The sequence below is a fragment of the Nesterenkonia sp. AN1 genome, assembly GCF_000582475.1.
GTDB classification, from domain to species: domain Bacteria; phylum Actinomycetota; class Actinomycetes; order Actinomycetales; family Micrococcaceae; genus Nesterenkonia; species Nesterenkonia aurantiaca.
The window spans coordinates 86,962-113,492 of the sequence record NZ_JEMO01000009.1 but is presented as its reverse complement, the minus strand read 5'-3'; the positions used below and the strand labels follow the sequence as shown (position 1 = coordinate 113,492).

General features: G+C 68.3%; 20 protein-coding genes and 1 tRNA gene. 15 read left to right on the top strand and 6 right to left on the bottom strand.

Features of this window, described 5'->3' with window-relative positions; genetic code table 11:
* Complete coding sequence (locus BG28_RS06400) at positions 1-3,960, bottom strand: multifunctional oxoglutarate decarboxylase/oxoglutarate dehydrogenase thiamine pyrophosphate-binding subunit/dihydrolipoyllysine-residue succinyltransferase subunit (RefSeq protein ID WP_036474972.1); 3,960 nt, start codon at positions 3,958-3,960, stop codon at positions 1-3.
* 218 nt (positions 3,961-4,178) lie between these two features.
* Here BG28_RS06400 and BG28_RS06395 point away from each other — a divergent pair, with 218 nt between their 5' ends.
* The 7 genes from BG28_RS06395 (at position 4,179) to BG28_RS06370 (ending at position 11,246) form a co-directional block, all read left to right on the top strand.
* A complete protein-coding gene (locus tag BG28_RS06395) occupies positions 4,179-5,639 on the top strand; it encodes a GuaB1 family IMP dehydrogenase-related protein (protein ID WP_036474970.1) in 1,461 nt (486 codons plus the stop codon).
* Positions 5,640-5,775: 136 nt separating this feature from the next.
* Positions 5,776-7,176, top strand: a complete 1,401-nt coding sequence (locus BG28_RS06390; protein WP_051501086.1) for a hemolysin family protein — start codon at positions 5,776-5,778, stop codon at positions 7,174-7,176.
* Positions 7,173-8,252: a hemolysin family protein gene (locus tag BG28_RS06385; RefSeq protein WP_036474967.1), complete on the top strand. Its 1,080-nt coding sequence runs from the start codon at positions 7,173-7,175 to the stop codon at positions 8,250-8,252. Before BG28_RS06390 ends, BG28_RS06385 begins: the two co-directional genes overlap by 4 nt.
* A gap of 118 nt (positions 8,253-8,370) precedes the next feature.
* A complete protein-coding gene (locus tag BG28_RS16500; protein ID WP_255342477.1) occupies positions 8,371-8,499 on the top strand; it encodes a hypothetical protein in 129 nt (42 codons plus the stop codon).
* 2 nt (positions 8,500-8,501) lie between these two features.
* Positions 8,502-9,506 carry a metal ABC transporter solute-binding protein, Zn/Mn family gene (locus BG28_RS06380; RefSeq protein WP_036474965.1) on the top strand — a complete coding sequence of 335 codons (1,005 nt, stop codon included), beginning with the start codon at positions 8,502-8,504 and terminating at the stop codon, positions 9,504-9,506.
* A gap of 7 nt (positions 9,507-9,513) precedes the next feature.
* The gene (locus tag BG28_RS06375; protein WP_084479524.1) at positions 9,514-10,380 is read left to right on the top strand and encodes a metal ABC transporter ATP-binding protein; all 867 of its coding nucleotides are present in this window, start codon (positions 9,514-9,516) and stop codon (positions 10,378-10,380) included.
* Positions 10,380-11,246 (top strand): metal ABC transporter permease, encoded by an 867-nt coding sequence (locus BG28_RS06370; RefSeq protein ID WP_036475118.1) that lies wholly within the window; start codon positions 10,380-10,382, stop codon positions 11,244-11,246. Before BG28_RS06375 ends, BG28_RS06370 begins: the two co-directional genes overlap by 1 nt.
* Positions 11,247-11,346: 100 nt before the next feature.
* On the opposite strand, the gene BG28_RS06365 is transcribed toward BG28_RS06370, so the two are convergent.
* Positions 11,347-11,772 (bottom strand): Fur family transcriptional regulator, encoded by a 426-nt coding sequence (locus tag BG28_RS06365; protein ID WP_036474962.1) that lies wholly within the window; start codon positions 11,770-11,772, stop codon positions 11,347-11,349.
* A gap of 38 nt (positions 11,773-11,810) precedes the next feature.
* On the opposite strand from BG28_RS06365, the gene BG28_RS06360 reads away from it, so the two are divergent.
* Positions 11,811-12,245 (top strand): HIT family protein, encoded by a 435-nt coding sequence (locus tag BG28_RS06360; RefSeq protein ID WP_036474960.1) that lies wholly within the window; start codon positions 11,811-11,813, stop codon positions 12,243-12,245.
* 19 nt (positions 12,246-12,264) lie between these two features.
* On the opposite strand, the gene BG28_RS15825 is transcribed toward BG28_RS06360, so the two are convergent.
* Both BG28_RS15825 and BG28_RS15820 read right to left on the bottom strand, forming a co-directional pair.
* A complete protein-coding gene (locus BG28_RS15825; protein ID WP_235181002.1) occupies positions 12,265-14,409 on the bottom strand; it encodes a DUF3418 domain-containing protein in 2,145 nt (714 codons plus the stop codon).
* Positions 14,364-16,511, bottom strand: coding sequence for a helicase-related protein (locus BG28_RS15820; RefSeq protein WP_200869307.1), 2,148 nt, complete (start codon positions 16,509-16,511; stop codon positions 14,364-14,366). The genes BG28_RS15825 and BG28_RS15820 overlap by 46 nt, the downstream gene beginning before the upstream one ends.
* A gap of 194 nt (positions 16,512-16,705) precedes the next feature.
* On the opposite strand from BG28_RS15820, the gene BG28_RS06350 reads away from it, so the two are divergent.
* From BG28_RS06350 to BG28_RS06340, 3 genes are all read left to right on the top strand, one after another.
* Positions 16,706-16,789 (top strand) — tRNA-Leu (locus BG28_RS06350).
* Positions 16,790-16,954: 165 nt separating this feature from the next.
* The gene (locus BG28_RS06345; RefSeq protein WP_051501085.1) at positions 16,955-18,094 is read left to right on the top strand and encodes a sulfurtransferase; all 1,140 of its coding nucleotides are present in this window, start codon (positions 16,955-16,957) and stop codon (positions 18,092-18,094) included.
* 20 nt (positions 18,095-18,114) lie between these two features.
* Entirely contained in the window at positions 18,115-19,356 is a 1,242-nt protein-coding gene (locus tag BG28_RS06340) for a YeeE/YedE family protein (protein WP_161634806.1), read from the top strand.
* 170 nt (positions 19,357-19,526) lie between these two features.
* Here the strand turns inward: BG28_RS06340 and BG28_RS06335 are convergent, their stop codons facing one another.
* Complete coding sequence (locus BG28_RS06335; protein WP_369797202.1) at positions 19,527-20,189, bottom strand: lysophospholipid acyltransferase family protein; 663 nt, start codon at positions 20,187-20,189, stop codon at positions 19,527-19,529.
* Between the two features lie 65 nt (positions 20,190-20,254).
* On the opposite strand from BG28_RS06335, the gene BG28_RS06330 reads away from it, so the two are divergent.
* From BG28_RS06330 to BG28_RS06315, 4 genes are all read left to right on the top strand, one after another.
* Positions 20,255-21,001: a carboxylesterase gene (locus BG28_RS06330; protein WP_084479512.1), complete on the top strand. Its 747-nt coding sequence runs from the start codon at positions 20,255-20,257 to the stop codon at positions 20,999-21,001.
* A complete protein-coding gene (locus tag BG28_RS15815; RefSeq protein ID WP_051501082.1) occupies positions 20,998-21,423 on the top strand; it encodes a hypothetical protein in 426 nt (141 codons plus the stop codon). The genes BG28_RS06330 and BG28_RS15815 overlap by 4 nt, the downstream gene beginning before the upstream one ends.
* Positions 21,424-21,519: 96 nt before the next feature.
* Entirely contained in the window at positions 21,520-23,343 is a 1,824-nt protein-coding gene (locus BG28_RS06320) for a long-chain fatty acid--CoA ligase (protein WP_036474957.1), read from the top strand.
* 206 nt (positions 23,344-23,549) lie between these two features.
* Positions 23,550-24,920 (top strand): class II 3-deoxy-7-phosphoheptulonate synthase, encoded by a 1,371-nt coding sequence (locus BG28_RS06315; protein ID WP_036475110.1) that lies wholly within the window; start codon positions 23,550-23,552, stop codon positions 24,918-24,920.
* A 78-nt stretch (positions 24,921-24,998) separates the two neighbouring features.
* Here the strand turns inward: BG28_RS06315 and BG28_RS14320 are convergent, their stop codons facing one another.
* Positions 24,999-26,462: a protein kinase gene (locus BG28_RS14320; RefSeq protein ID WP_235181001.1), complete on the bottom strand. Its 1,464-nt coding sequence runs from the start codon at positions 26,460-26,462 to the stop codon at positions 24,999-25,001.
* Between the last annotated feature and the right edge of the window lie 69 nt (positions 26,463-26,531).

The window sequence follows — 26,531 nt, the reverse complement described above, 5'->3', positions numbered from 1 at the left end:
TCACAGGTCCAGGTGCGGGAAGGCCTTGCTGAGCAGGCCCTCCAGCTCCTTGGCGTGACGCTTCGCCTGCCCCACCGAGGTGGCGGCAGACTCAGCGCGCGAGACCAGCTTGAGGTCCTGCTTCAACAGCGGACGCAGGTTCATGCCGAGGAACGGCCATGGACCCTGGTTGACCGGCTCGTCCTGGGCGTAGACGACCTCCTCGGCCGAGGAGTAGCGGTCCAACTCGGCCTGCAGCTCTTCCACGGGCATGGGGTAGAGCTGTTCGAGCCGGACGATCGCGGTGGCCTCGTCCTTGTGCTTGTTCCGGGTGGCGACCAGATCGTAGTAGAGCCGGCCCGAGACGATCAGGACGCGCTTGACCTTCGAGGCGTCCACGTCCCGGTCCGGGATCACCTCCTGGAAGGTGCCCGTGGTGAAGTCCTCCACCGAGTTCGCCGCGGCCTTGAGCCGGAGCAGCTGCTTAGGGGAGAAGACGATCAGGGGGCGACGTGGACGCGCCACAGCCTGCCGCCGGAGCAGGTGGAAGTAGTTCGCCCCCGATGAGGGCAGCACCACCGTCATGTTGTCCTCCGCGCAGAGCTGCAGGAAGCGCTCGGGCCGACCTGATGAATGGTCCGGTCCCTGGCCCTCATAGCCGTGCGGCAGCAGCATGACCACCGAGGAGTTCTGACCCCACTTCTGCTGGGCCGTGGCGATGAACTCATCGATGATGATCTGGGCGCCGTTGACGAAGTCGCCGAACTGAGCCTCCCAGAGCACCAGCGCATTCGGGTTCTCCACGGAGTAGCCGTATTCGAAGCCCAGCGCGCCGTATTCGGAGAGCAGCGAGTCATAGATGAAGAACCGGGCCTGATCCTCGGTGAGGTTCTTCAGCGGATACCACTCGTCGCCGTTGACCCGGTCGTGGAAGACCGCGTGGCGCTGCACGAAGGTGCCGCGGCGCGAGTCCTGACCGGCCAGGCGCACCTCGGTGCCCTCCATGAGCAGCGAGCCGAAGGCCGCGACCTCTGCGAAGCCCCAGTCGATGCCGCCTTCGCGGGCCATCTTGGCCCGCTTCTCCAGCAGCGACTTCAGCTTCGGGTGCGGGGTGAAGCTCTCCGGGATGTTGGTGTGGACCTCACCGATGTGAGCGAGGGCGTCCTCGCTGATCTTGGTGTCGTCACCTGCACGGTCGGGGGTGCTGGTCTCGTCCTCCGAGGCGGTCGGTGCCATGCCCCGGGTGCCGGAGGCATCGGGGTCGGCCGTGGAGATCGGCTGGGTCTGGGCGGCGTGGGTCTCGGTGAAGACCCGCTCCAGCCGCTGGCGGAAGTCGCGCAGCGCCTGGTCGGCCTCTTCCTGGGTGATGTCGCCACGTCCGACCAGCGCCTCGGTGTAGAGCCGGCGCGTGGTGCGCTTGGCCTCCACCAGGTTGTACATCTTGGGCTGGGTCATCGAGGGATCGTCACCCTCGTTGTGCCCGCGTCGGCGGTAGCAGACCAGGTCGATCACGACGTCCTTGTTGAACCGCTGGCGGTACCGGAAGGACAGCTGGGCCACGCGGGCCACGGACTCCGGGTCATCGGCGTTGACGTGGAAGATCGGCGCCTGGATGGCCTTGGCCATGTCCGTGGAGTAGGTCATGGATCGGGCGGCCGAGGGTGCGGTGGTGAAGCCGACCTGGTTGTTCACCACCACGTGCACGGTGCCTCCGGTGCGGTAGCCGCGCAGCTGGGACATGTTCAGCGTCTCCGCGACCACGCCCTGACCTGCGAACGCCGCGTCGCCGTGGACCAGCAGCGGCATCACGGAGAAGGAGTCCAGCGCATCTGCGCCCTGGTTGATCCGGTCCTGCTTGGCGCGCACCACACCTTCGAGGACCGGGTTGACGGCCTCCAGGTGTGAGGGGTTCGCTGCCAGGTAGACGCTGGTGGAGTTGCCGCGGTCCGAGGTGAAGGAGCCGCGGGTGCCCAGGTGGTATTTCACATCGCCGGAGCCGGTGCCGGCCTCGCGGCCCTCGAACTCGCGGAAGACCTGGGCGTGGGTCTTGCCGGCGATGTTGGTGAGCACATTGATGCGTCCGCGGTGGGCCATGCCGATTGCGACCTCGTCGAGGCCCTCATCGGCGGCCTCGGAGAGGATCGTGTCCAGCAGCGGGATCAGCGATTCGCCGCCTTCGAGCGAGAAGCGCTTCTGGCCGACGAACTTGGTCTGCAGGAAGGTCTCGAACGCCTCGGCGGCGTTGAGCCGGCCCAGGATTCGGAACTGCTCGTCCCGGGTGGGCTTCTCGTAGGGGTGCTCGATCTCGTCCTGGAACCACTGGCGCTCCTCCGGGGACTGGATGTGCATGTACTCCACACCGGTGCTGCGGCAGTAGGTGTCGCGCAGCACGCCCAGGATGTTGCGCAGCGGAAGCATCGAATTGCCGCCGAAGCCGCCGGTGGGCCATTCCCGGTCCAGGTCCCAGAGGGTCAGGCCGTGGGTCTCGATGTCGAGGTCCGGGTGGCTGCGCATCTGGTACTCCAGCGGGTCCACCGAGGCCATCAGGTGACCGCGCACCCGGTAGGAGTGGATCAGCTGCTGGATCCTGGCGACCTTGTTGATCTGGTCCTCAGGGTTGACCTGGATGTCGGCGGACCAGTGGATCGGCTCATAGGGGATCCGGAGCGCTTCGAAGATCTCCTCGTAGAACCCGTGCTTGCCCAGCAGGTACTCGTGGATGGTCTTGAGGAACTCCCCGGACCCGGCGCCCTGGATGACGCGGTGGTCATAGGTGGAGGTCAGCGTGATGACCTTGGAGACCGCGAGGTTGTTCAGCGTCTTCTCCGAGGCGCCCTGGAACTCGGCGGGGTACTCCAGCGCACCCACGCCCACGATCACGGCCTGGCCTTTGGAGAGCCGAGGCACCGAGTGCACGGTACCGATCCCGCCGGGGTTGGTCAGTGAGACGGTGGTCCCGGCGTAGTCCCCGGGGGTGAGCTTATTGTCCCGAGCGCGCTTGACCACGTCGTCGTAGGCGGCCCAGAACTCGGTGAAGCTCATCTCCTCCGCGGCCTTCATGTTCGGCACCACCAGCGCGCGGGTGCCGTCGGGACGGGGCATGTCGATGGCCAGGCCGAAGTTCACATGGGCCGGGTGCACGGCCACCGGCTTGTTGTCCTGCACGTCGTAGGTGACATTCATCGACGGGTGCTGGCGCAGTGCCTTCAGCAGCGCGTAGCCGATCACGTGAGTGAAGGAGACCTTGCCGCCGCGGGTCCGCTTGAGGTGATTGTTGATCACGGTGCGGTTGTCGATGAGCAGCTTGGCCGGGATCGCGCGCACCGTGGTGGCGGTGGGCACGGTCAGCGAGGCATCCATGTTCGCCGCGATCGCCTTGGAGATGCCCTTCAGCGGCATCACCTGGTCCTGCTTCTCCTCCCTGGCCGACTCGGCCTTCGCCGCGGAGGGCTCGGAGGGAATCGGAGTGCTGGAGGATCCCTGCGACTTCTTCGTCGTCGGAGTCCGCGGCGCCACTGGCTTGCTGCCGGAGGCGCCCTTCTCGCTGGCAGGCTTCTGTGAGGCCTCCGGCTCGGCGGGCTTCGCGGTGGCCGGGGTGGTCTGCGCGGTGGAATCACGCTGATTCGAGGCGTCAGGCTTCGAATCCGCTGCCGGCTTCGCGGCCGACTTGCCGGTGGACTTCTCGGCGGACTTCTCGGAGGAGGCGCCGGTGGACTTCGCCGCACCGTTGCTGGCGGACCCGTCGGCCGCGCCGGAGTCTGAACCGGCCTTCGGCTCGGCGGGGGTGGCCGCCGTCGGCGCTGGGGCGGAGGAGGTGCCGGACGCACGGGAATCACCGTCGCCCTCGAGCTCGCGGAAGATCTCAGCCCACTTCCGATCCACCGAATCCGGATCGTCCTTGAACTTGTCGTATATGTCGGCGACCAGCCATTCGTTTCCCGGGAATTCCTCGGCAAGACGGCTGGACGTTAGCTCTGGCACTGTGGATACGCCTCTTCCATTGTGTTGTGTAGTTATCCGGCACAGCTCCGTGCACGTGGATCTTCACCTCGTCCAAGCATAGTGACTTTGTGCACCGTGTCGCCACCGGCCACGGTATCGTGTCAGGGGCCGCTGGCTCAGCGCCCCGCCGCGGCGCGGCAGCTCCGCCGGACCGACCGTGAGCATCCTCACCAGCACTACGAAGGGCGCGGATCCCCGTGAGATTCCTGAACGAACCGATCACCGATCTGACCTACTCCGACGTCTTCCTGGTCCCTTCGCGCTCCCACACCCAGTCCCGGATGAGCGTGGACCTCTCCGCCGAGGATCCCACCGGCTCCACCATCCCGGTGGTGGCCGCGAACATGACCGCCGTCACCGGGCGCCGCATGGTGGAGACCATGGCGCGCCGCGGCGGACTCGGCGTGCTGCCCCAAGACGTCCCACTCGAGGTCATCCGACAGGTCGCCGACTGGGTCAAGTCCTGTCACCCGGTGCTGGAGACCGCCCTGAAGGTCCAGCCCAACGACACGATGCTCGACGTGCTGCACCTCTTGGACAAGCGCAACCACGACGCGGTCTGCGTGGTCGACGACGATCTGCGCCTGGCCGGAGTGGTCACCGCCCAGGACGGACTCGGGGTGGACCGGTTCGCCTCCGTGGCCTCGGTGATGCGGATGCCCCCGCTGCGCGTGGCCGCCGAGGAGGTGCTCACCGACGCCGGTCTGGAGCAGGCCTTCACCGCGATGGACGCGGCCGGGGCCGGCTACGCCCCGGTGACCACCTCCGACGGCACGCTGGTCGGGGTGCTGACCCCGCGGGGAGCGCTGCGCTCCACGCTCTACCGGCCCAACCTCGACGCGGACTCCCGGCTGAAGGTCGCCGCAGCGGTGGGCATCAACGGCGACGTCGCAGGCAAGGCCGAGGCGCTGCTCGGCGCCGGGGTCGACGTGTTGGTGGTCGACACCGCCCACGGGCACCAGCAGAAGATGTTCGAGGCGCTGGGCACGGTGCGCGCTGCTGTGGATGCCTCCGGCCTGCGCGTCCCGATAGTGGCAGGCAACGTGGTCACCGCAGACGGGGTGCGTGAGCTCATCGAAGGCGGCGCCGACATCGCGAAGGTCGGCGTCGGGCCTGGAGCGATGTGCACCACCCGGATGATGACCGCGGTGGGACGCCCGCAGTTCTCCGCGGTGCTCGAATGCGCCGCGGCCGCCCGCGAGCTGGGCAAGCATGTCTGGGCCGACGGAGGAGTGCGCTACCCGCGCGACATCGCCCTGGCACTGGCTGCCGGGGCCTCCCAGGTGATGGTCGGATCCTGGTTCGCCGGGACCTACGAGTCCCCCGGGGACATGCTCACCGGAGTCGACGGACGCCGCTACAAGGAGAGCTTCGGGATGGCCTCCTCGCGCGCCGTGCAGAACCGCTCCGCCGCCGAGAGCGCCTTCGCGCGCGCCCGGAAGTCGATCTTCGAGGAGGGCATCTCCACCTCCCAGATGTACCTGGACCCGGCGAAGCCCGGCGTCGAGGACCTGTTGGACTCGATCACCGCCGGGGTGCGCTCCGCGATGACCTACGCGGGAGCCGACTCGCTGCATGAGTTCCGCCAGCGCGCCGTCGCCGGGGTGCAGTCGGCGGCCGGATACGAGGAGGGCAAGCCGCTTTCCGGTTCCTGGTGACCCAGACTGTAAGCTCTGACATCTCATGGAGCATCGACAACCTGGCCGCGGCCCGCACCCGACCCACGCCCGTCACCTGATCCGCCTGCGGCCCCTGCCCTCGCTGCCGCCCCTCGGCCGGAGGTGGCTGCGCTAAGTGGACCTGTTGCTTCTGGGCCTCGGATTCCTGCTGATCCTGGGCACCGGGTTCTTCGTCGCCGTCGAATTCTCGCTGGTCGCCCTGGACCAGCCCACCGTGGCGCATGCGATCGATCGCGGTGACAAGTCCGCCCCGGCGGTGATGCGCTGCCTGAAGTCGCTTTCCACGCAGCTGTCTTCCTGTCAGCTGGGGATCACCCTGACCACGCTGCTCACCGGCTACGTGGCCGAACCGGCGCTGGGTGCGCTGCTGGCAGGCCCGCTCGACGCGCTCGGTGTGCCCGAGCAGGCGCTCTCCGCGGTCTCGCTGACCCTGGCCCTGATCATCGCGACCATGGTGACCATGATCATCGGCGAGCTGGTCCCGAAGAACCTCGCGATCGCCGAGGCCTACCGCGTGGCCCGGGTGCTGGCCCGCCCGCAGCTGGCGTTCACCGCGGTCTTCCGGCCGCTGATCACCGTGCTCAACGGCTTCTCCAACAAGGTCCTGCATCGCTTCGGACTGGAGGTCAAGGAGGAGCTCTCCGGGGCTCGCACGCCTGAGGAGCTGTCCTCGATGGTGCGCCGCTCGGCCATGCTGGGCACCCTCGAGGAGGGCACCGCCACCTTCCTGGACCGCACCCTGCGCTTCTCCGACCAGACCGCCGCCGACGTGATGACCCCGCGCCCCCGCATGGCCAGCGTCGACGCCGACGCCTCCCTGGAGACGCTGATCGATCTGGCCCGGCAGACCGGGTTCTCCCGCTTCCCGGTCCTGGGCGAGAGCGTCGACGACGTCCGCGGAGTGACCCACGTGAAGAAGGCCGTGGCGGTGCCCCGGGAGAAGCGCCAGGGCCTGGTCGCGGCCACCGTGATGTCCGAGATCACCCGGGTCCCGGAGACCATCCACCTCGATGCGCTGCTCCCGGTGCTGCGCGAGGCCTCGCTGCAGGTGGCCATCGTGGAGGACGAATACGGCGGCACCTCCGGGGTGGTGACCCTGGAGGACCTGATCGAGGAGATCGTCGGCGAGGTCGCCGACGAACATGACCGGATCGCCCCCGGGGTGCTGCAGAGCGCCTCCGGCGACTGGTTCTTCCCCGGGCTGCTGCGCCCCGATGAGATCAACGCCCAGATCCTGGAGCTCTCGATCCCCGAACATCCGGCCTATGAGACCGTCGCCGGGTTCATGCTGCTGACCCTGGGTCGGGTGGCCGGGCCGGGAGACGCCGTGGAGGTCGACGGCGGCAGGCTGGTCGTGGTCGGGGTCGACGGCCGCCGGATCGACCGGCTCTGCTTCAGCCCGGACCCGCAGGCCCGCGACGCCGCGCTGCAGCAGGCGGCCGCCCGGGCCGAGAAGCTGGCCGAGGACCGTGCGGACCATGTCCGCCACGCCCGCGAAAGGGGTGAACGACGATGAACCCCGACCTGATGGGCATCCTCTGGCTGGTGGTCCTGCTCGGCGCCAATGCCTTCTTCGTCGGCGGCGAGTTCGCGGTGATGAGCGCCCGGCGCAGCCAGATCGAGCCCAAGGCCGAGGCTGGGTCCGCCCGGGCCAAGACCGCGCTCTACGCGATGGAACACGTCTCACAGATGCTCGCCATAGCGCAGCTGGGCATCACGGTGTGCTCGCTGCTGATCCTCATGGTCTCCGAGCCGGCGATCCACCACCTGCTCACCGACCCGCTGACCTCTTTGGGGCTGAGCTACACCGCCGCGAGCGTGATCGCCTTCGTCATCGCCCTGGCGCTGGTCTCCTTCCTGCACGTGACCATCGGCGAGATGGTGCCCAAGAACGCCGCGGTCTCTGTGGCGGACCGGGCGGTGCTGCTGCTGGCCCCGCCGCTGGTCTTCCTCTATCGGATCCTGATGCCGCTGATCTGGGTGTTGAACCTCACCGCGAACCTGGTCCTGCGCGCCTTCGGGATCACCCCGCGCGACGAGGTGGTCTCCACCTTCACCTTGGAGGAGATGGAATCGATCGTGGCCGAGTCCAAGCGCGGCGGCACGGTGCGCGACGATGCCGGGATCATCGCCGGCGCCATGCAGTTCAGCGACTACACCGCGGCCGAGGTGATGATCCCGGTGGATGAGGTGATCACGGTGCCAGCGGACGTCACGCCGCGAAAGGTGGAGAAGGCGGTGGGGCGCACCGGGTTCTCTCGCTTCGTCACCGCCGACGACCAGGACGTCTACACCGGCTACGTGCACCTCAAGGACGTGATGAGCCTGCCCGCGGCCGCCTCTGCGGAGCCGATCCCGGTGACCGTGGTGCGTTCCCTGGGCAATATGGGACTGACCGACGAGATCGAGGACTGCCTGGCCCAGATGCAGCGCACCGGGTCGCACCTGGCGCGCGTGATCGACGCCGAGGGCACCACCCGGGGCATCCTGTTCCTCGAAGACGTGCTGGAGGTGCTGGTGGGAGAGATCCATGACGCCACCCAGTCCTGGGACTCCCGCAGGCGGCATACCGTGACCGCCGAGGAGAGCTGAGCCTTCCGGACGGACGGCGCACCACCGGCCTAGTTGAGATTTGTTCTCAACAAAGTCTGGACGTACGCTGTTCTCATCTGCTGGTTCTGCAGCGTCTCCCATGAAGAAGGTACGACCCATGCCTGCCTCCCGTCTGCTTCCCTCCGCCGCCGTCTTGGGCGTCGCGACCCTGCTGCTCAGCGCCTGCGCCGGCTCTGCGGGATCGACCGAGGACGAGGACGCTCGGCAGATCCGAGTGGGACGCTGAGCGTGATCACCTCCACCGACGTCTACGCCGACCTTGTCCAGGAGATCCTCGGCGAGACCGCGGAGGTCACCGCGCTGGTGGACAACCCGGCAGCCGACCCGCACTCCTACGAGGCCACCCCGCAGGATCGACTCACCGTGGACGGCGCCGATGTCGTCGTCGCCAACGGTGGCGGATACGATCCCTTCCTCACCCGACTCGCCGCCACCTCCGGGAAGGAAGATGCGGTGTACCAGCTCATCGAGGGCGATAACGCCCACGTGGAGGCTGAGGATCCCCAGGAGGATTCCTCCGAGGAAGCCCCGGCGGAAGACGCCGAGGACGAACACGCCGAGGACGAACACGCCGAGGACGAACACGCCGAGGACGAACACGCCGAGGATGAGCACGCTGAGGACGAGCACGCCGAGGATGAGCACGCTGAGGAAGACGTCCACGAGGGCCATGACCACGCTGGTGAGGAAGAGTCCGGCGGATTCGTCAACGAGCACATCTGGTACGACCTCGCCGCGATGAGCGACTTCGCCCAGGACTTCAGCGCGCACATGGCAGAGGTCTCCCCGGAGAATGCCGAGCTCTATGCGGACAACGCCGCAGCCCTGGCCGAAGAGATCGACGCCCTGGACGAACGCAACCGCGCCATCGAGGCCGAGGGGATGAGCTTCCTCGCCACCGAGGCCGTCTCGCAGTTCCTGCTCACCGACGCCGGCTTCGAGGACGCCACCGATCAGCAGTTCCTCGCCGCTGTGGAACACGGCGACGACGTCTCGGCCCGGCTCTACCAGCAGGCGCTCAACGCCGCGGCGGACCAGGAGATCGACCTGCTCTCCTACAACCCGCAGACCGAGACCAACCAGTCCGCGCAGATCCGAGAGGCCGCCGAAGGCGCCGACGTCGCCGTCCTGGACTTCAACGAGACCATCCCGGACGAGCACGGCTCCTACCTGGAGTGGATGGAGGCCAACATCGACGCGGTTGAGACCGTGGTCGAGGAGTCGCGTGGCTGAGGCGCCCATGGCTGAGCTTTCCAACCCCGAGAGCCCCAAGACCGGGCCTTCCAGGACCGAGCCCTTCGCAACCGGGCCGCTGGTGCGGCTTCGCGACGCGAGTGTGGGATTCAGCGGTCGCACCCTCTGGGAAGGACTCGACCTCGACCTCGCGCCGGGGGAGTTCCTGGCCGTGCTGGGGCCCAACGGCGCCGGCAAATCCACGTTCCTGAAGGTGCTGCTGGGACTGAACCGACTCACCTCGGGAACGGCCGAGATCGCCGGTGCCCCGGTGCGCCGCGGCAGCAGCCGGGTCGGCTACATCCCGCAGCAGCAGACCATGCCCGAGGAGACCCCGCTGCGCGCCCGAGACATGGTCGCACTGGGTCTGGACGGGCACCGATTCGGCATCCGGCTGCATCCCCGCCGGCTGCGCCGCAGGGTCGATGAGCTTCTCGAGGCAGTGGGCGCCACCGCCTATGCGGACATGCCGGTGGGTCTGCTCTCCGGTGGCGAGCAGCAGCGCCTGCGGGCCGCTCAGGCGCTGGCCTCGAACCCCGCCGTGCTGCTCTGCGACGAGCCGCTGCACTCGCTGGACCTGAACCATCAGCAGGCGGTCACCGAGCTCATCCGCCGCCAGGCCGTGGAGCGCGGTTCCGCGGTGGTCTTCGTGACCCACGAGATCAACCCGGTGATCGAGCACGTGGACCGGGTGCTCTACTTCGCCCGCGGCCAGTACCGGATCGGGACCACCGCCGAGGTGATGCGCTCCGAGGTGCTCTCCGAGCTCTACGGCTCCTCCGTGGACGTCATCGAACACAAGGGCCGGCTGCTGGTCATGTCCACCCTCGACGAGAGCTGCCACTATCACCCCGAGGAGCTGGCGCTGCCATGATGGAGACGCTGACCAGCTCGTTCACCACCGAGGGCTACTGGGAGCTGTTCTCGCTGGTCCGGAACTCGGTGATCACCGCCGGTGTGCTGGGCCTGATGGGTGGCCTGATCGGGGTGTTCATCATGCTGCGCCGAACCGCCCTGGTGGTCCACGGCATCGCCGAGATCTCCTTCGCCGGAGCGGCGCTGGCACTGCTGATCGGGGTAGACGTGGTCGCCGGCTCCGCCATGGGCGCCGTGGCGGCCTCGCTGCTGATCGGGGTGCTCAGCCTCAAGGACCGCGACACCTCCGCGGTGACCGGAGTGCTGATGCCCTTCGGGCTCGGCCTTGGCATCCTCTTCCTCTCGCTCTACCAGGGGCGCAGCGCGAACAAGTTCGGGCTGCTCACCGGACAGATCGTCGGGGTGGACGATATCCAGACCCAGACCCTGGTGGCCGGCGCCGTCGTGATCAGCATCGCGCTGCTGCTGATCTGGCGCCCGCTGATGTTCGCCTCGGTGGACCCGCAGCTGGCCCGGGCCCGCGGGGTCCGGGTCAACCTGCTCTCCATGGTCTTCATGGTGCTGCTGGGCGTCGCGGTCGCGATGTCGGTCCAGGTCGTCGGCGCGCTGCTGGTACTCGCGCTGCTGGTGGTGCCGGCGGCGGCGGCGCTGAAGGTCACGGTGCGGCCCTATCTCGCCGTGCTGCTCTCGATGCTCTTCGCGCTGATCTCCTCGGTGGGCGGGATCATGCTCGCGATCACCGGCACCGTGCCGATCAGCCCCTACATCACCACGATCTCGTTTCTGATCTACGTGGTCTGTGTGCTCATCGGCCGCGGCGGACGCACCCGCCGCCGCGAAGCCGCTGCCGCGCTGACCGCCTGAGGCGGGTCTCCACCGGGCTCGCAGAATCCGCGACGCCTCGAGGTTGACCGGCACGCGAGAAGTTCAGCTGCGCTCAAGGGCTCAGCTGCACCCGAGAGAATCAGCTGCGCGCGATGGCGGCACAGCTGGCGCAGAGTCCGAAGATCTCCAGGGTGTGCCGGACCTCGGTGAAGGCATGCTCCTGCGCGAGTGCGGTCGCCCAGTCCTCGATGGCGGGGGCCTCGAACTCCACGGTCAGGCCGCAGGAGCGGCACACCAGGTGGTGGTGGTGCTCCTCGCGCTCACAGAGCCGGAAGATCGCCTCACCGTCATCGGGGCGCAGCACATCGACGAGTCCTTCTTCTTGATGCGTCTGCAGCACCCGGTACACCGTGGCCAGGGAGACCTTCTCGCCGCGCCCGTCGAGGATCCTATGCAGATCCTGGGCGCTGACGAAGTCATCCAGGGAGTGCAGCGCGGCCCAGACGGCGCGCTTCTGACGCGTGGATCGGCCGCGTGCCGGAGGGGTGGATGTGTTCTCGTTCATGCTCGCTCCAGACTAGCAGTCAGGCTTAGAGTGGATGCATGAGCACAGTCTTCAGCAAGATCATCGCCGGTGAGATCCCAGGTCGCTTCGTGTGGCAGGACGAGACCTGCGTCGGGTTCCTCTCCATCGCGCCGCTGGCCTACGGCCACACCCTGGTGGTGCCGCGGCAGGAGGTGGACAAGTGGACCGAGGCGGAGGGTCAGCTCATGGCGCATCTGTTCCAGGTCGCCCACCGCATCGGCAAGGCCCAGGTCCAGGCCTTCGGCTCCGAGCGGGCCGGACTGAGCATCGCCGGCTTCGAGGTCCCCCACCTGCACCTGCATGTCTGGCCCTCGAACTCCATGGCCGACCACAGCTTCGCCCAGGCTGAGGACGACCCGGACCAGTCTCGGATGGAGGAGTCTGCCGAGAAGCTGCGCGTGGCGCTGCGCCTGATGGGCGATGCCGAGCACGTGCCCGCCGAGCAGGACTGAGCCCCAGGACTCTGCGAGCTCAGCGACTCGAGGTCTTGATCGCCCGGCGGATCCGCTTGACCGAGACGGTCTGCGCGGTGCCCAGCTGCTGGGCGAAGAGGTTCACCCGGAACTCCTCGATCATCCATTTCACCGCAGCAAGCTCGGCGGGCACCGGCAGCTGCGCGGGCACCGCCTCCAGTGCGGCGTCGTACTCATCCTCGAGCTCCTGGACCGTGGCCATGTCCTGGGCGTCCCGGGTCAGGTTCTGTCCGGATTCCAGTCGATCGAGTCGGGTCCTGACTGCCTGCAGGTAGCGCGGCATGTGCTGCAGCTGCGCCTGCCCGGTGGCTGTGACGAAGCCGGGGTAGACCAGCTGCTGCAGCTGGGCGGTCAGATCGCTGCGCGCGGCCTTCAGCGCCGCGGAGCTGACCCGCTCCAGGCGTGAGCCGAGCTCCGTGGAGAGGCTCAGCACCTGGGCCAGCACGTCGGTGAGCCGCAGCACGGTCTCGATCAGCTCGGCCCGGCAGCTCCGGGCGATCACCTCGAACTCCGCCTCGCCGAAGGGCAGCTGCGCGGGCACCAGATGGGCCAGCGCCGCCGTGGTCGCATCGCTGACCAACGACTCCACGGTGCCGTGCGGGGACTGGCTGAATGCCAGCCGCTCCCGGTTGCTCAGATGATCCAGCACATAGCGCTGCGGGGAGGGCAGCACCTCGCGCAGCAGTGCGACGACGCCGGCGCGGTGCACCCGGGACTGCTCGGCGGCCGAGTCCTGGATCGTGTAGGAGACGCCGCTGCTGGCCGGTGCCAGCGCCGGATAACCGGTGATCTGGCGCCCGGAGACCACGGTGGTGATCTCCCGAGGAAGATCCCCGAAGGTCCAGGAGGTCTGCTGCTGCTTGCCTGCGGCGGCCGAGGAGGCGGAGGCCTGCTGCTGCTTGCCGCGGCTCGTCTGGGACCTCGCGTCGGCCCCTGCGGCGGACTGGGCCGCTGGGGGCTGGGAGCGCGCGGCACTCCCGGGGCGTCCCGGCTGCGGCGTCTGCCGTGGCGCATCGGTGTCGCCCTCGGCGGCGAGGCTGCGCCCGATCGCCTGACGGTTCTCCCCGGAGAACCGGACCTGCAGCTCGCGCAGATCGAAGCCGCTGTCCAGGACCCGACCGCGCTCACTGATCACCGCGAAGGTGAACCGCAGGTGCTCCGGCAGCGCGCTGGTGTCGAAGACCTCCGGGTCCAGGACATGTCCCTTCAGCTGCCGCAGCACCGCGGCCAGCGAGCCGGTCAGCGAGTCCACGCCCGGGGTGAAGTCCTGCTCCAGCGCGGTGCGGGCCTTCCCCGCGACGTCGGGGGCCGGGACGAAGTTCTTCCGGACCGGTTTGGGCATATTGCGGATCAGGGCGGTGATCAGCTCGGTGCGCAGCCCGGGGATCAGCCAGTCGAAGCGCTCGGGCTGCAGCTGGTTCAGAAACACCACCGGGACCCGGACCGTGACGCCGTCGGCCGCCGCGGTGGGAGACGTGCCGGACTCGGCGGTGTAGCGGGTGGGGTTGAACTCATACTGCAGCTCAAGGGCCAGCCCGTCATGGTCGAAGTGCTCCGGGTAGGCATCGATGTCGAGCTCTTCTGCGGCCTGGGCCATCAGCTCGACGTCGGTGAGGTCCAGCAGCTCCGGGGTGGCCAGGCGCTGGTTCTTCCACCAGGAGTCGAAGTGCCGCTGCGAGACGATGTTCTCCGGGATCCGGGCCGCGAAGAAGTTGAAGAGCTCCTCGTCGGAGGCGCGCAGGTCCTTGCGGCGGGTGCGGTTCTCGAGCTCGTCGAGCTCCGCGAAGCGCGCCCGGTTGCGCCGGTCGAAGTGGTGTCGGGTGGACCAGTCGCCGTCGACCAGCGCGCGCTGGATGAACAGCTCGCGGCTGTACTCCGGATCGACCTTGGAATAGAGCACCTGCCGGTCCGCGATCACCGGCACCCCGAAGAGGGTGACCTTCTCGGTGGCCACCACCGCGCCCTGGCGAGAGGACCAGCGCGGCTCCGAATGGCTGGTCTTCACCAGGTGCGGGGCGAGCTCCTCCACCCACGCCGGATCGATCTTCGCCACCGAGCGGGCCCAGAGCCGGGAGGTCTCCACGAGTTCGCTGGCCATCACCCAGTCGTGGTTCTTCTTGAACAGGTGCGAGCCGGGGAACACGGCGAAGCGGGTCCCGCGGGCGCCTGATAGTCCCGGGTGCGGGGGTTGTAGAGGCCCACATGGCTGAGCAGGCCGGAGAGCAGCGACTGGTGGATCGCATCGTGCTTGGCCGCAGGATCCACCGTGGGCAGCTTCTTGCCGCGGCGTCCGGAGGAGCCGCGGCGCCCCCCGGAGCCCTTGCCGCTGAACTGGATCTGGTCGGCGATCTCGGTGAGCTGGCCGACCAGCTCCTGCCACTCCCGCACGCGCAGGTAGTTCAGGTGCTCACGGTGGCAGAGCTTGCGGAACTGGTTGCCGGAGAGCTCGGTCTGCTTCTCCTGCAGGTAGCGCCAGAGATTCAGCAGCGCCGAGAAGTCCGAATTCTCATCCTTGAACCGGGAGTGCAGCTCATCGGCCTGAGCCCGCTTCTCCGCCGGACGTTCTCGGGGATCCTGGATGGAGAGGGCGGCGGTGAGCACCGTGACCTCGGGCAGGCAGTCGCGCCGAGCCGCCTCGACCATCATCCGGGCCATCCGCGGGTCCACCGGCAGCTGGGCGAGCATCCGGCCCACCGGGGTCACCGCGCTGGTGCCCGATCGCTTTCCGGTCTGCTGAGGTTTCCGGCCACCGGCTCGGGGCCCGGATTCTGGGTTCAGGCTCAGCGCACCGAGCTCGGTGAGCAGCCGGACGGCGTCGTTGACCGCCTTGGAGTCGGGCTTCTGCACGAAGGGGAAGTCCAGCAGATCCTCGGGGGAGCGGGTGATGCCCATGGAGGACATCTGCAGCAGCACCGAGGCCAGCGAGGTGCGCAGGATCTCGGGGTCGGTGAACGCCGGTCGGGAGTCGAAGTCCTCCTGGGAGTACAGCCGGATCGCGATCCCGTCGCTGGTACGTCCGGAGCGGCCAGAGCGCTGATTCGCGCTGGCCTGGGAGATCGCCTCGATGGGCAGCCGCTGCACCTTCGTGCGCGTGGAGTAGCGCGAGATCCGGGCGGTGCCGGTGTCGATCACGTACTTGATGCCGGGCACGGTCAGCGAGGTCTCGGCCACATTGGTGGCCAGCACGATCCGACGCCGGCCGCCGGGGGAGAAGACCCGCTTCTGCTCGGCCATGGAGAGCCGACCGAAGAGCGGCAGGATCTCTGAGCCGCGCAGCCGTCGGTCCGCTGCGACGGTCTCGGTGAGCGCCTCGGCGGCATCGCGGATCTCGCGCTCCCCGGGGAAGAAGATCAACACGTCGCCGTCGGGTTCCGCGGCGAGCTCCAGCACGGCGTCACTGACCGCGTCCAGCAGGTCCCGCTCCTCCTCGGCGGCCGCCGGAGCCTTGGAACCGACCCTCGTGCCGGTCGGGGCACCGGAGCTCGGGCTCCGCTGAGCGCCGCCCTGAGGGCTGCGCGAGCCGCCATCCTCGGTCTCCCCGAAATGCTCGGACTCATCGAAGTCCTCGAGCTCGGCCTCGGGGTTCACCGGGCGGTAACGGATCTCCACCGGATAGGTGCGTCCGGAGACCTCGATGATCGGCACCTCGGAGGTCTCCCGGGTCCAGTTCTCCGGGTCCGGGCTGAAGTGCCGGGCGAAGCGCTCCGGGTCGATCGTGGCGGAGGTGACGATGACCTTCAGGTCAGGCCGGGAGGGCAGGAGCCGACGCAGGTAGCCCAGGATCACGTCGATGTTGAGGCTTCGCTCGTGAGCCTCATCAATGATGATGGCCGAGTAGCGCTCCAGGTTCGGGTCGCGCTGGATCTCGGCGAGCAGGATGCCGTCGGTCATCAGCTTGACCGCGGTGGACCCGGAGACCTCGGCGTTGAACCGCACCTGATAGCCGATGTCGCGGCCCACCGAGGTGCCCAGCTCCTCGGCCAGGCGCTCGGCCACGGTGCGAGCCGCCAGACGCCGCGGCTGCGTATGCCCGATCATGCCCTGGTGGTGCAGCCCGAGCTCCAGCACCATCTTGGGCAGCTGGGTGGTCTTGCCGGAACCGGTCTCTCCCGCCACGACGATCACCTGATGGTCCGTGAGCGCCCTCAGGATCTGTTCGCGCTCACCGCTGACCGGCAGTGCGGGGGGATAGGCGAGGTCTTCGGCGGACCAGGTCTCACGGCGGGCTGTTCTGGGCTCAGACATAACCCTCCAATACTAGGGTTGATGCGCCGCGCTGGGCGCACCGCTGGAAGGGCACCTCCCGGTGAGACGCTCAGGGCGACTGAACGGCTTCGACGATTAGGCATACCGTCCGGGATATGGGTACTATTATTCTCGCTGCCGGGGAGCGATCGCCGGTTGCGAGACAGGCCCGAAAGGGCCTGAACAGCAGGTATGCGCGAGTGGCGGAATAGGTAGACGCGCTGGCTTCAGGTGCCAGTGCCTTCACGGGCGTGGGGGTTCAAGTCCCCCCTCGCGCACAGTAATTTGAGAAGCACAGCAGGCCCCGCTTCGGATGATCACGATCATCTGAAGCGGGGCCTTTCTGCGTCTCCGTACGGTGGTCCAGGGGGAGCGGTCCGCGTCCACGATCTGTCCACACCCGGGCCGGGGCCCCGGCGTCGAAGAGCTCCACCAGCAAGACCGTGATCGCGGTGGTCGCCGCGGCGGCCCTGTCGGGCGCGGCCGGCTTCGTGGTGGCGAACTCCACGGGCGGCGATGCGGACCAGGGCTCCGTCACCGACTCCGGCAGCACCGCGACCGAGGCCGACGAGTCCGGCGAGGGGGAGGCTGCCACCACGGTCGCCGCCGCAGACATCCCCGGAGAGACCCGCGGATTCGACGACGTCCACACCGAGCAGCCGCTGGCCACCACCGAGTGGCTGGCCGAGCGCCTCGAGGAGGGAGACCTCCACGAGCAGGGCATCGTCCTGCTCGACGTCTCGGAAAACCTGCCGAGCTCGGAGCTCACCCCCTACGCCGAGGCGCACATCCCGCAGGCCCAGTACCTGGAGTGGTCCGAGGAGTTCACCGCATCCAACACCCGTGAGTTCATCTCCGCGGAAGAGTTCACCGAGCTGGGCCAGTCGCTGGGCATCAACGAGGACTCCACGGTGGTCCTCTACGGGGACAACAACAACTGGTTCGCCGCCTACGCCTCCTGGGTGTTCAACCTCTACGGCGTCGAGGACGTGGTGCTGCTCGACGGTGGGCTGCATAAATGGGAGCTCCACGACGAGCGTGAGCTCGTCGAAGAGGTTCCCGCGGTTCCTCCCGGGAACTTCGCGGCCAAGCCGCAGAACCACGACATCCGGGCCTTCCAGCCCGAGGTGCTGGAGATCGCCGAGCGCAACGCCGAGGCCGGCGGTGACGCCGTGGCCGCGGTGAACCTGGTGGACATCCGATCTGCCCAGGAGCACGACGGCGAGGTCGGCGTCGATCCCGACATCTTCCAGGGCGAGGGTGCTGCGGTGTGGGGACACATCCTCGGCTCCGTGAATGTCACCTGGACCCAGATCGTGGACGAGCAGACCGGCGAGTTCCTCCCCGCCGAGGAGATCCGCAGCATCTATGAAGCGGCCGGGGTGGACTTCGAGAACCCGATCATCGCCTACTGCCGGATCGGGGAGCGCGCCTCCCACACCTGGTTCGCGCTGAGCCAGATCCTCGGCGAAGAGGTCAAGGTCTATGACGGCTCCTGGTCGGAATGGGGCAACAGCGTCGGAGTTCCGGTGGCGAACAACTCCGGAGAGCGCGCCGGGCTCTGGGGCCAGTCCGGAGACTGAGCATGCAGGAAGGCAACTTCATGACGATCGACCTCAGAACAGACCGCGAGCTGGGCTGGACCACGGCGGACACCGTCCGTACCACGATCTCCGTGGCCGTCGCGGCGGTGCTGCTGGGCCTGGCCTGGTACCTCGCCGCCACCGACGGGGAGGGGTTGGGCGGTTCCAACGCCGCCCTGATGCTGCTCATCGGAGCCGGACTGGGCATCCTGTTCGAACGCGGCCGGTACTGCTTCTTCTGCGTGTTCCGGGACCTCTTCGAGAAGCGGGACAGTCGGGGGATGTACGCGATCCTGGTCTCCATCGCGGTCGGGATGATCGGCTATGCGATGATCTTCTCCACCCGGATCCCCACACCCACCACCGAGAACGTGCCGAGCGACGCGCATATCGCCCCGGTCTCGCTCGCACTGGTGATCGCCGGGCTGGCCTTCGGGCTGGGCATGGTGATCTCCGGGGGATGTATCGCCGGGCACCTGTACCGCCTCCCGGAGGGGCATCTGCGGTCCATTCCGGCGCTGCTCGGCGTCCTGCTGGGCTTCGGCCTGGGCTTCCTGAGCTGGGACACGATGTACTCCCGGTTCATCCTCGGCGCCCCGGCCACCTGGCTGGCGGCAGGCAACGGATACGCGCTCGCGGTGCTGCTCCAGCTCGGGGTCCTCATCGGCCTGGGAGTCTGGCTGCTGCGCTTCAACCCGCCGGTCCAAGGGCGCGGCGACCGCACGGTGGACGCCACCGAGGTCCGACGCCTCGTGTTCTTCAAGCGCTGGCCGGCGCTGATCACCGGGGTCGGCGTGGGGCTCTTGGCGATTCTGGCCTATTACAAGGACCAGCCGCTGGGGGTCACTCAGCAGATCTCTTCGATGACCCGGACTTCGATGACCGAGGCCGGCTGGATCGGCAGCTTCATGCCCGGGCTCGATGAGCGCCTGGCCGGATGCGTGGCGGTGGTGGTGCACACCATCACCACCAACGGCTGGCTGATCCTCGGGATCGGACTGGCCTCGCTGGCCGTGGCACTGCCGGGGCGCCGCGTGCGGCTCGAGAAGACCACCGCGTTCAACTCGCTCACCGCCCTGGGCGGCGGGGTGCTGCTGGGCTGGGGCGCCATGATCGGACTCGGCTGCACCATCGGGGTCCTGCTCTCCGGGACGCAGGCGCTCGCGCTCTCCGGCTGGGTCTTCGGTGCGGCCGTCGTGGTCTCGGCCGGCCTGGGGTTTCGCTTCGGTCTGCACCGCAGGGCCGCCCCAGGAGTGTTCTGAACCTCCGCGCGGTCTCCGGTGGAGTGGCGGGTCCACCGGGTGGTGGGGGCGTCCCGGTGGGGGAGCCCGCCCTCAGTCGGCCGAGGAGTCCTCGATGCGGCGCCCGCTGTGGTGGCGCAGCGTCTTGCGCGCGGCCTTGGCCTCGGCCTTCTCCGCCTCCAGCTGGCGCTTCACGTCCGAGGCGTAGACGTCGACGTATTCCTGACCCGAGAGGCGCATGATCTGGTACATGATCGCGTCGGCCACCGCGCGCTGGGCGAAGCGATCCTCGCGTTGCCGTAGTAGGACTCGAAGGTCATCGGTTCGCCCACGATCATCCCCACCCGGCCCAGCCGGGGGATGTTCTTCCCGATCGGCTGGACCTTATCGGTGCCGATCAGAGCGATCGGGATCACCGGAGCCTGGGTGTTCAGCGCCAGCCGGGCGATCCCGAGCTTGCCCCGGTAGAGCCGCCCGTCCGGGCTGCGGGTGCCCTCGGGGTAGAGTCCCAGCACCTCGCCGTTGCGCAGCGCCTGCTCCCCGGCGTTGAGCGAATCCTGACTGGCCTTGCCGCCGGAGCGGTCCATCGGGATCTGACCCGAGAGATCGAAGAACTTCCGCATGCCCCACCCATAGGCGCCCTGCTTGCCCCAATAGTCGTCCTTCGCCATGAAATGCACCTGCCGGGGCACCTTCACCGGCATGAACACCGAATCGGAGAAAGACAGATGGTTCGACGCTAGGATCGCCGGACCTTCGCTGGGGATGTTGTGCAGGCCGCGGACCCAGGGACGGAACACCGTGTTGACCACCGGGGCCACGACAAAGTTCTTGGCGACGCTATAGAACGACACGGTGATGGGGGGTCCTTTCAGGCGGCTGAGCTTCGAGACCACTGTAAAGGCAATAGAGTGACGGAATGGACATGTCCGGCTTCGGAGTTTCCGTCTTCCACGGATTCACCTCCACCCCCGCCTCGATGCGCCCGCTCGCCGACGCCCTGCAGCAGGCCGGCTTCACCGTGGACCTTCCGCTGCTGCCCGGTCACGGCACGAGCTGGGAGGACCTGGCCAGCACCCCGCGCTCGCAGATCATGCGCGCCGCGCTGGCCAGCTATGACCGGCTCGCCGCCCGCTGCTCCCGGGTCGCCACCGTGGGCCTCTCCATGGGAGGCTCGCTCGCGCTGCACGTGGCCGCGCACCGTCAGGTCGAGGCGGTCTCGGTGATCAATCCCGGGCTCCGGCTGGCACCGCTGACCGGGCCCAAGGCCTGGGTGCTGGGCAGGATCCGACCCTCGGTGGCCAGCATCGCCGGAGACATCGCCAAGCCCGATGTCGTGGAGGAGGCCTACGCGCAGACCCCGCTGCGCGCCGTCGTCCAGCTGGACCGGCTCTTCGCCCAGGTCCGCCGCGAACTCCCGGAGCTCGCTCGGCGGCAGACCCCGGTGCTGCTCTTCCGCTCGGGCGTGGACAACGTCCTGCCCCCGTCCTCGGCCGCTACGCTGGGCAGGACGCTCTCGGCGGAGCAGCTCGAGGTCGTGGAGCTCACCCGCAGCCAGCATGTGGCCACGCTCGATCACGAGGCGGAGACCATCCACGAGCAGCTGATTGATTTTCTTCACCGGCGGCACCAGGTCGCCGGGCCCCCAGAGAGGATGGCGCCATGAGCTCCTATCGCGACGACGAACCCAGCAGAGTCTTCGGTCGAGGCGGCCGCTCCCGGCCGATGCCAGGCCAGGGCGGTCCCGGCCAGGGTGGCCCGGCTCAGGGCCACCGGGCTCCAGGACCGGGAGTGCCAGGCGGGGGTCCTCGCGACTACCGGGCGGATGACGCCGCCTGGGATGAGATCGACGACTTCGAGCCGCCGAACCCGAAGAACCCGCTCGCCGGGGCCAAGCCCGCCGTGGTACTCGGGGCGGTGCTGAGCATCGGTGCGATCCTGGCGCTGATCGTCGTGCCGTTCCTGCCGCTGAATGCTCCGAGCTGGACCGTGCCCGCCCTGATCGGCGTGGTGCTGGCCGGGCTGGTGATCCTCTTCCTGCAGATGCCGCGCAACCGTTCCGGATCCGGCGACGGCGCACAGGTCTGAGCAGGTTCTCTGCAGGGACACGAATCATTCAGCTACCGTTCAGTAACGGGCTGTGACATCATGATGTGAGATAGCACACACGATGGAGGAGCCCCCGTGAAGGAAATCGCAACACCGCCCGCAGTCGAGGTCCCCGCCGAGCTGAACATCACTGACCTGCTGGAACGTCAGTTCACCGCGGACCCGCAGAACATACTCTTCGGCCGACAGCTCAGCCCCGGCCAGTGGACCGACGTCAGCACCGCCGAGTTCCGGGACCAGGTGATCGCGCTGGCCAAGGGCATCATCGCCTCCGGCGTCGAGGTGGGTGACCGGGTCGCGATCATGGCCCCCACGCGGTACGAGTGGACCCTGCTCGACTTCGCGATCTTCTACGCCGGAGCCGTGACCGTGCCGGTCTACGAGACCTCCTCGCCCTCCCAGGTCGCCTGGATCATCGAGGACGCCGGCGTGAAGCTGCTCGTCGCCGAGACTCCGGCGCACCAGAAGATCGTCGAGCGCGCCGTCGCCCAAGAGAGCCTGACCGGGCTGGTCGGCGTCCACACCATCGAAGGCTCCGGGCTGGATGAGCTCCGCGCCAAGGGCGCCGAGGTGACCCAGGAGCAGGTCGAGTCACGGCGCAACGCCGCCGTCGGGGCCGACCTGGCCACGATCATCTACACCTCCGGGACCACCGGGCGGCCCAAGGGGTGCGAGCTGACCCACTCCAACTTCACCGAGCTCTCGCTCCAGGCGCTGGGCGGCTCGCTGGGTTCCGTGGTCCACAAGGACGCCTCCACGGTGATGTTCATCCCGCTGGCCCACGTCTTCGCCCGCTTCATCTCGGTGCTCGCCGTCGCCGCCGGCTCCCGGGTGGGGCATACCTCCGACATCAAGGAGCTGGTGGACGACCTCGGCACCTTCCGCCCGACCTTCCTGCTGGCCGTGCCGCGGGTATTCGAGAAGATCTACAACGCTGCGATGCTCAAGGCCGAGGGCGACGGCAAGGGAGCCATCTTCGAGAAGGCGGCCAACACCGCCATCGCATGGTCCCGCGCCAAGCAGGAGGGCAAGGTCCCCTTCACCTTGGGGCTCAAGCACACCGTCTTCGACAAGCTGGTCTACTCCAAGCTGCGCGCCAGGATGGGGGGACAGGTCGCCCACGCGGTCTCCGGCGGCTCCCCGCTGGGAGAGCGGCTGGGCCACTTCTTCTACGGCGTGGGCGTGCAGATCCTGGAGGGTTACGGCCTCACCGAGACCACGGCGCCGCTGACCGTGAACACCCCGGAGCTGAGCAAGATCGGCACCGTCGGCGCGCCGCTTCCCGGATGTGCGGTGAAGATCGCCGAGGACGGCGAGATCCTCGGCCGCGGCATCTGCGTCTTCCGCGGCTACCACAACCGGCCCGAGCTGAACCAGGAGATCTTCACCGAGACCGGCTGGTTCCGCACCGGCGACGTCGGCACCCTGGACTCCGACGGCTGCCTCACCATCACCGGTCGCAAGAAGGAGATCCTGGTCACCGCGGCCGGGAAGAACGTCTCGCCGGCCCAGCTGGAGGACCTGATGCGCTCAGACGCGATCGTCTCCCAGGCCGTGGTGGTCGGCGACAACCGGCCCTTCGTCGCGGCGCTGATCACCCTCGATGAGGAGACCCTGCCGCAGTGGCTCGAGCGCAAGGGACTTGACCCCAAGACCCCGATCGCCGAGCTCGCTCAGCACGAGACGATCATCACCCACGTGCAGGCAGTGGTGGACCGGGCCAACGAGTCGGTCTCTCGTGCCGAATCGATCCGGGAGTTCCGGCTGCTGAACACTGATTTCACCATCGAGTCCGGCCACCTCACCCCGTCGATGAAGATCAAGCGCCCGGTGGTGATGAAGGACTTCGCCCAGGAGGTCGAGGCGCTCTACACCGAGGCGGCCGCCAAGAAGGGCTGAGCCGCAGCTCGGGAGTGGATCTCGCCACGGCGCAGATCCGCAGACCTCGCACGAGGAAGAACGACCGGGGAGCCCGGGGGCGCACAGCGCCCCCGGGCTCCGTCCGTCCGCATAATGGACTGCCGCTTCGGCATTAGGCGCGCCCGGGCGCGGCGGACTACCCTGAGAGGGTGACCACGACGCCAGAGCCCAGATCCGACGCCCCGCTGACCGCCCCCGGAGAGATCCTCCATGTAGGGGCCGCAGACTATCCGGGCCTGGACGAGTGGCGTTCGCTGCCGCTGAGCCAGCAGCCGGACTGGCGGGGCCACGAAGACTTCGACTCCGCCTACGCGGAGCTCTCCGCGCACCCGCCGCTGGTCTTCGCCGGAGAGGTCGACAAGCTCAAGCGACGCCTGGCCAAGGTCGCCAACGGTGAGGCCTTCCTGCTCCAGGGCGGGGACTGCGCCGAGACCTTCGACGGCGTCACCGCCGATCGGATCAGCGCCAAGATCAAGACCATCCTCCAGATGGCGGTGGTGCTCACCTACGGCGCCTCGCTGCCGGTGGTGAAGATGGGACGCATGGCCGGGCAGTACGCCAAGCCGCGGTCCTCCGACGTGGAGACCCGCGACGGCGTCACGCTTCCGACCTTCCGCGGCGAGATCGTCAACGGTTTCGAGTTCACCGAGGAGTCCCGGGTTCCTGACCCGAAGCGGATGGTCGCGGCCTACCACAAGTCCGCCGCCACCCTGAACCTGGTCCGGGCCTTCACCGAGGGCGGCTTCGCCGACCTGCGCGCGGTCCAGCAGTGGAACAAGGGGTTCATGCAGAACCCCGCGCACGCTCGCTACGAGCAGCTCGCCGGAGAGATCGACCGCGCGGTCCGCTTCATGGAGGCCTGCGGCGCTGACTTCGAAGGGCTCAAGCGCACCGAGTTCTACGCCGCCCACGAGGCGCTGCTGCTGGACTACGAGCGCGCGCTGACCCGCATCGACTCCCGCACCGGCAAGCCCTACGTGACCAGTGGCCACTTCGTGTGGATCGGCGAGCGGACCCGTGAGCTCGAGGGCGCACACATGGACTACCTCTCACGGGTGCAGAACCCGGTGGGGGTCAAGCTGGGCCCCAGCACCACCCCGGAGACCGTGCTGCAGATCATCGAGAAGCTGGATCCCGAGCGGGAGCCAGGACGGCTGACCTTCATCGTGCGGATGGGCGCCTCCAACGTCCGGGAGAAGCTCCCGGCGCTGGTCACGGCGGTGCGCGATTCCGGCGCCAAGGTGGTCTGGGTGACCGACCCGATGCACGGCAACACGATCACCGCCGACAACGGCTACAAGACCCGGCGCTTCGACGATATCCTCGACGAGGTCCGCGGCTTCTTCGAGGTCCACCGTTCCTTGGGCACCTACCCCGGTGGGCTGCACGTGGAGATGACCGGCGACGACGTCGCTGAGTGTCTCGGCGGCTCCGACGTGGTCGACGAATCGGCCTTCGATCAGCGCTACGAGTCCCTGGTGGACCCGCGGCTGAACCATAAGCAGTCCCTGGAGCTGGCGTTCCTGGTCGCAGAATCCCTCACCCAGGTGAGATGACGCTGCGCGCCCGGTCCGGTGGCCTGAGGCTGGAACCGCTCAGCCGCACAGCATCCTGACCGGCGGCGGTGCTGGTCCTCAGCCCCCGAGGCTGGGGATCAGCGCACTGCTGACCCCGATCCACCCGGCCAGCAGCACCAGCAGCGCGCCACCGATCATGATCGCGGCGATCATCAGCCAGATCCGGGTGGCGCTGGCGCCGGCGAGCTCCACCGTGGGTCGCTGACGCTCGCGCTTCTCCGTGCGAACCCGCTCCACCGGTCGGCGGGAACCGACGGCGGGCTGGATCCCGGTCACCGGCTCCGCGACGCTGAGCCGGGGCGGTCGCAGCTGCAGACCGCTGGTGGGCACCTCGGTGACCAGCTGGCGATCCTCCTCGGCCAGGCTCGAGGGACGCCCGTGCGCGGCATGACGATGCTCGGCCTGAAGATGTGTGGTCCGCGCATTGCCCAGCGCCGCGTCGATGTCCTCGTCCCAGGGTTCGTGGTCCACGTCCTGGCCCTCGTGCTGCTCCGCTCCGGAACCGTGGGCCGATTCCGGCGCAGCCTCGGTCTCCAGGAAGGTCTCGCTGGAGTCACCGGGAAGCAGGGTGGTGGACCGCTGGCCCGGCGTCCCGGACTCGCGGGGCGACTCCCGCCCGGAGGCGCCCATGGCAGGGATCACCCGGGTCGCGGTGAGCGCGCCGTCGAAGTCGAGCTCGGCGTCGCCGAGCAGGCCGCGGGTCTCACGCAGCATCTTCAGCAGCTCGTCGGCGTTCTTGGGCCGCAGCGCCACCTCGGGACGGGTAGCGATGCTGACCAGGTCGTCGAGCTCGCGCGCGAGGCCGCTGACCTGCGCGGAAGGCACCGGCACGGTGGAGTTCACGTGCTGGTAGGCCACCCGTACGGGGGAGTCCCCGGTGAAGGGCTGCACGCCGGTGAGCATCTCGTAGAGCAGGATGCCGATGGCGTAGATGTCAGCGCGCTCGTCGGCGCCCTCCCCGGAGAGCAGCTCCGGAGAGATATAGGCCACGGTGCCCATCAGGGTGGAGGTTCCGGAGTGATGGGTCGCCGCTCGGGCCAGTCCCAGGTCAGCGAGCTTGATCCGCCCGTCATGGGAGACCAGCACGTTCTCCGGCTTGATGTCGCGGTGGACCAGGCCGGCGCGGTGCGCCGCAGCCAGGCCCTGCAGAATCGAATCCATGTAGGTCAGCGCCAGCCGAGGGGTCATCGCCCCATGCTTGAGCAGCGTGCGCAGCGTCGCGCCGGGGACGTACTCCATCACCAGATAGGCGGTCTCCCGGGCCTGGCCCTGATCCAGGACCTGGACCACATTGGGATGCGCGATCAGCGCAGAGTTCCGCGCCTCCTGCTCGAAGCGGTCCACGACCTTGCGATCCTCGGCCATATGCGGGAACAGCACCTTCAGCGCGACCTCGCGGCCGAGCCGCTGATCCTGCGCGCGGTAGACCGTGGACATGCCGCCACGCGCGATGCGCTCATCGATCACATAGCGGTCATCGATCCTGGAACCAATCCACGGGTCAGTCTGTTCAGAGCTCACAGCCCCAGGGTATCGAACCCGCCCAACTCCGGGTCGCTGCGGCGCGTGTCGGTCCGGGTCGAGCGGGGG

Coding starts and splice junctions, on each gene's coding strand:
- BG28_RS06385 (WP_036474967.1), top strand. CDS start 7,173: ATGAACCCCGACCTGATGGGCATCCTCTGGCTGGTGGTCCTGCTCGGC.
- BG28_RS16500 (WP_255342477.1), top strand. CDS start 8,371: ATGCCTGCCTCCCGTCTGCTTCCCTCCGCCGCCGTCTTGGGCGTCGCG.
- BG28_RS06375 (WP_084479524.1), top strand. CDS start 9,514: ATGGCTGAGCTTTCCAACCCCGAGAGCCCCAAGACCGGGCCTTCCAGG.
- BG28_RS06370 (WP_036475118.1), top strand. CDS start 10,380: ATGGAGACGCTGACCAGCTCGTTCACCACCGAGGGCTACTGGGAGCTG.
- BG28_RS06365 (WP_036474962.1), bottom strand. CDS start 11,772: ATGAACGAGAACACATCCACCCCTCCGGCACGCGGCCGATCCACGCGT.
- BG28_RS06360 (WP_036474960.1), top strand. CDS start 11,811: ATGAGCACAGTCTTCAGCAAGATCATCGCCGGTGAGATCCCAGGTCGC.
- BG28_RS15820 (WP_200869307.1), bottom strand. CDS start 16,511: ATGTCTGAGCCCAGAACAGCCCGCCGTGAGACCTGGTCCGCCGAAGAC.
- BG28_RS06340 (WP_161634806.1), top strand. CDS start 18,115: ATGACGATCGACCTCAGAACAGACCGCGAGCTGGGCTGGACCACGGCG.
- BG28_RS06330 (WP_084479512.1), top strand. CDS start 20,255: ATGGACATGTCCGGCTTCGGAGTTTCCGTCTTCCACGGATTCACCTCC.
- BG28_RS15815 (WP_051501082.1), top strand. CDS start 20,998: ATGAGCTCCTATCGCGACGACGAACCCAGCAGAGTCTTCGGTCGAGGC.